Source organism: Rhizobium terricola, assembly GCF_012927355.1.
GTDB lineage: Bacteria > Pseudomonadota > Alphaproteobacteria > Rhizobiales > Rhizobiaceae > Allorhizobium > Allorhizobium terricola.
In genome coordinates this window covers 1-2,807 of record NZ_JABBGK010000015.1, presented here as the reverse complement: position 1 = coordinate 2,807, position 2,807 = coordinate 1, and the positions used below count along the sequence as shown (strand labels likewise).

At 59.1% G+C, this 2,807-nt stretch carries 4 protein-coding genes and 2 pseudogenes; 1 reads left to right on the top strand and 5 read right to left on the bottom strand.

Translation table 11 applies throughout. The annotated features are described in order from the left end of the window. Positions 1–16: 16 nt before the first annotated feature. The 5 genes and pseudogenes from HHL25_RS23380 to HHL25_RS23370 form a co-directional block, all read right to left on the bottom strand. Positions 17–187, bottom strand: a pseudogene (locus HHL25_RS23380) (ABC transporter permease); the annotation flags it as partial. Between the two features lie 82 nt (positions 188–269). Beyond that, positions 270–425: a hypothetical protein gene (locus HHL25_RS23450; RefSeq protein ID WP_315853114.1), complete on the bottom strand. Its 156-nt coding sequence runs from the start codon at positions 423–425 to the stop codon at positions 270–272. A gap of 53 nt (positions 426–478) precedes the next feature. Then, positions 479–844, bottom strand: coding sequence for a hypothetical protein (locus tag HHL25_RS23445; protein WP_205928001.1), 366 nt, complete (start codon positions 842–844; stop codon positions 479–481). Between the two features lie 11 nt (positions 845–855). Then, on the bottom strand, positions 856–1,341 hold the full coding sequence (locus tag HHL25_RS23440) for an ABC transporter permease (RefSeq protein ID WP_205928000.1): 486 nt from the start codon (positions 1,339–1,341) through the stop codon (positions 856–858). 344 nt (positions 1,342–1,685) lie between these two features. Next, complete coding sequence (locus HHL25_RS23370) at positions 1,686–2,399, bottom strand: cyclic nucleotide-binding domain-containing protein (RefSeq protein ID WP_169595648.1); 714 nt, start codon at positions 2,397–2,399, stop codon at positions 1,686–1,688. Between the two features lie 235 nt (positions 2,400–2,634). Between HHL25_RS23370 and HHL25_RS23365 the strand changes: the two are divergent. Next, positions 2,635–2,807 (top strand): annotated as a pseudogene (locus HHL25_RS23365) (MFS transporter); the annotation flags it as partial.

The window sequence follows — 2,807 nt, the reverse complement described above, 5'->3', positions numbered from 1 at the left end:
CCGACAGAGCCGAACTTCACCGCTCGAAGGGTTCGCCGAGAGAGGCGATGCCGTTCAGCTTCAGCAGGCGCTTGTCGGCGGATATGATGCCGAGGACGATGATCGTGACGATGTAGGGCAGGCTCGACAGCAGCTGGGAGGGCAGATCAATGCCGGTGGCCTGCGCCGCAAGACCCATCAGGGAGACGCAACTGGCTTGGCCGCCGATAGCGGCTGGACCGTTCTGCATCTCCGGCATGCCCCGGCTACAGATTTGTGAAGACGCCCCTTCATGTCTCATCCGGTTCTTCGCCGCTCGCGAGCGCGACCGCGTTAATCGGCCCGAGCAGGATGCGACGCGGAAAGAAATCCTTGATCAACAGGATGAGCATGAGCCCGACGCGCCAACCCACGGCCCCGAGCGCGATCGACTGCTGCACGATCAGGCCGACGATGGTGCGGTCGGGCGCACCGATCAGCTTCAGCGTTGCGATCTGCCTCAGCTTTTTCCATGGTCATGGTGTAGATGATCAAAGCAATGACGACGGCCGAGACGGTGAGCAGGATGCCGAGAAAGAGGCCGATCTGACGACGCGCACGGTCGACGACGGAGCGGACCAGCAGAACCTGCTGCTCGGCCCGGGTCATTGGCGGAGAGATACTTCCACTGGCGTACGGTGCCTGCAACGGCATCGACGTCGGCATTGGGTTCAACGCGCGCAACGACCGCGGCGACCGTGTCGCGGCTCTTGCCGGTTGCACCGCAAGCCTGCTGGATGCGGGCTGCCGGCGGGGCGAGCAGTGATTGCAGCGTCTGGGCGTCGGCCAGCGTCATATAGAGAACGGGATCACCGCCGGAATTCATCGCATCCTCGATCAGCCCGACGATCTCGACCGATTGCGGCCAAGCACGATACTGTCACCGATCTCAAGCCCCGACTTGCGATCGGCAACCGCCTCGAAGTGGCTTTGCGCCAAGCCGCGCCCCTCCACGATGACGTCTGGACCGCCGGGGCGGCCGCGCTCATAGCCGATGATGTAAAGCCGCAAAGACCGGCCGGCAAACGGCGCTTCCACGGTCTGGTAGGTAATGCTGCCCGCGTCGCGCACGCCGTGAAGTCGCGCCACGGCACCCTGGGTCTCGCCCGGAATCTTGGAAGATTCGGCGAACGGCCCCTGCCGTCCCGCTTCCACGACCCAGAGATCGGCCTTGGGCGCCCGGACAATGTTCAAATCATCGGCAGCCAGCCCGTTGTAGATCCCCATCATCGCCAGAACCACTGCCATCAACAGGCTGAGGCCGAGGCAGGTTAGTATGAAGCGCAAGAGATTATGGCGGACGTCGCGATAGGCGCGGTTCAAGGCTCCACCTTTTCCAGAATACGCGCCGCGCGCCCCTCGACGAGATTCTTGGACGGAGCCGTGACGACGCGGACATCCTGCGGCACGCCGCTGACGATCTCGACCCGCGCATCTTCCGTGCGATAGCCAAAGGTGACCGGTACTTGTGCAAGCTTGCCGTCCGGGCAGTACCTGCGTGACGAGGCAATTTCTCAACCGCTCCGGGGCGAGCATGGCTGCGGATATCGAGGGGCGCCGCCGCCGGAGACCGGTTATGGCCCGCGTGGCACGATTGCAGGCGGCGAGAACTGTACGTCGAGACGGGGCCCATGCTTTGCTGGTGCTGCGGGGAGCGGCGTCCGGCTTTACTCGTGGCGCATGGACGGTTCTTCATCATCAACAAGGGGCGAGGGGTGAGCGAAGTCGCGAAGTCTGGGAACGTCGGCGATATCGATCCGCATTCCCTTCATGGTCACACCCTCGCCGGAAAGCGCCGCAAAGCCTCGTGAAAGGTTCTCTGCCGTCATGCCAAGATAGGCGGCGAGCACGCGCTTCTCATAGGGGATGAGGACCTGACGCTGGCCACCCTGGCTACGTTCTTCCTTGAGCAGCCAATTGGCCAGTCGCTCCACTCCGGTCCGCAGCTTCTGATTCTTGAGTTCTTTCACCGTGCGTCGATAGGCGCTCGCCAATTCGAACACCACAGCCTTCATGAAGCCCTGGTCGTCACCGAGGAGCTCCCTGATCAGCGACGCCGGTATCATCAGGATACGGGCCGCCGTCAGCGTGCGTGCAGACTGAAGGCAGACATCGTCATTGAGCACGGCAGCAAGTATGAATAGGTTTACAGGAGCCAGGACTTCTATTACCGTGTCGTCACCATTCGATGAAGACGACATCTCTATCAGTCCATCCAGGACTATATAGAGGAAGTCCGCAGAATTGTTCTCCTCAAGAAGTTTCGTTCCCGTAGGGAACGACTGAAGGAAACTTGGCGCGATTGCCCTGTCGAAGGTGCTTTTCTTCACGCCTCTGAAAATATTCAACTCTTTAAGTTTCTCGATGTCGTCGGGTCGCATTGGCTCAAACCTGCTTTCGTATGGCGGATATCATTTCATGAGGCCAAAAAAGTCAAATCGACAATACAAATATGTATATCTTCAGTTTACCCAAAAGCAAATCCTTTCGTCCCTTAAGTCAATATTGTATTATTCAGTAAAAAATTGACACCATTGACTCAGGTCAATACAAAAAATCTGCAGATGCCTTCTTGATGCTTTGGAAATTCGAGTAATCCGAATCGGGAGTATGGCTATGCCAAATGCAGCCGCTGGCAATCCACAGGGTCAGAAAACGGCCCTGGCGATGAGCACAATCGCCTTCACCGTCTGTTTCGCTGTCTGGACGATCTTCGCGATCATCGGCATCCAGATCCGCAAGGAGTTGAATCTCACAGAGACCCAGTTCGGTCTGCTGGTCGGCACGCC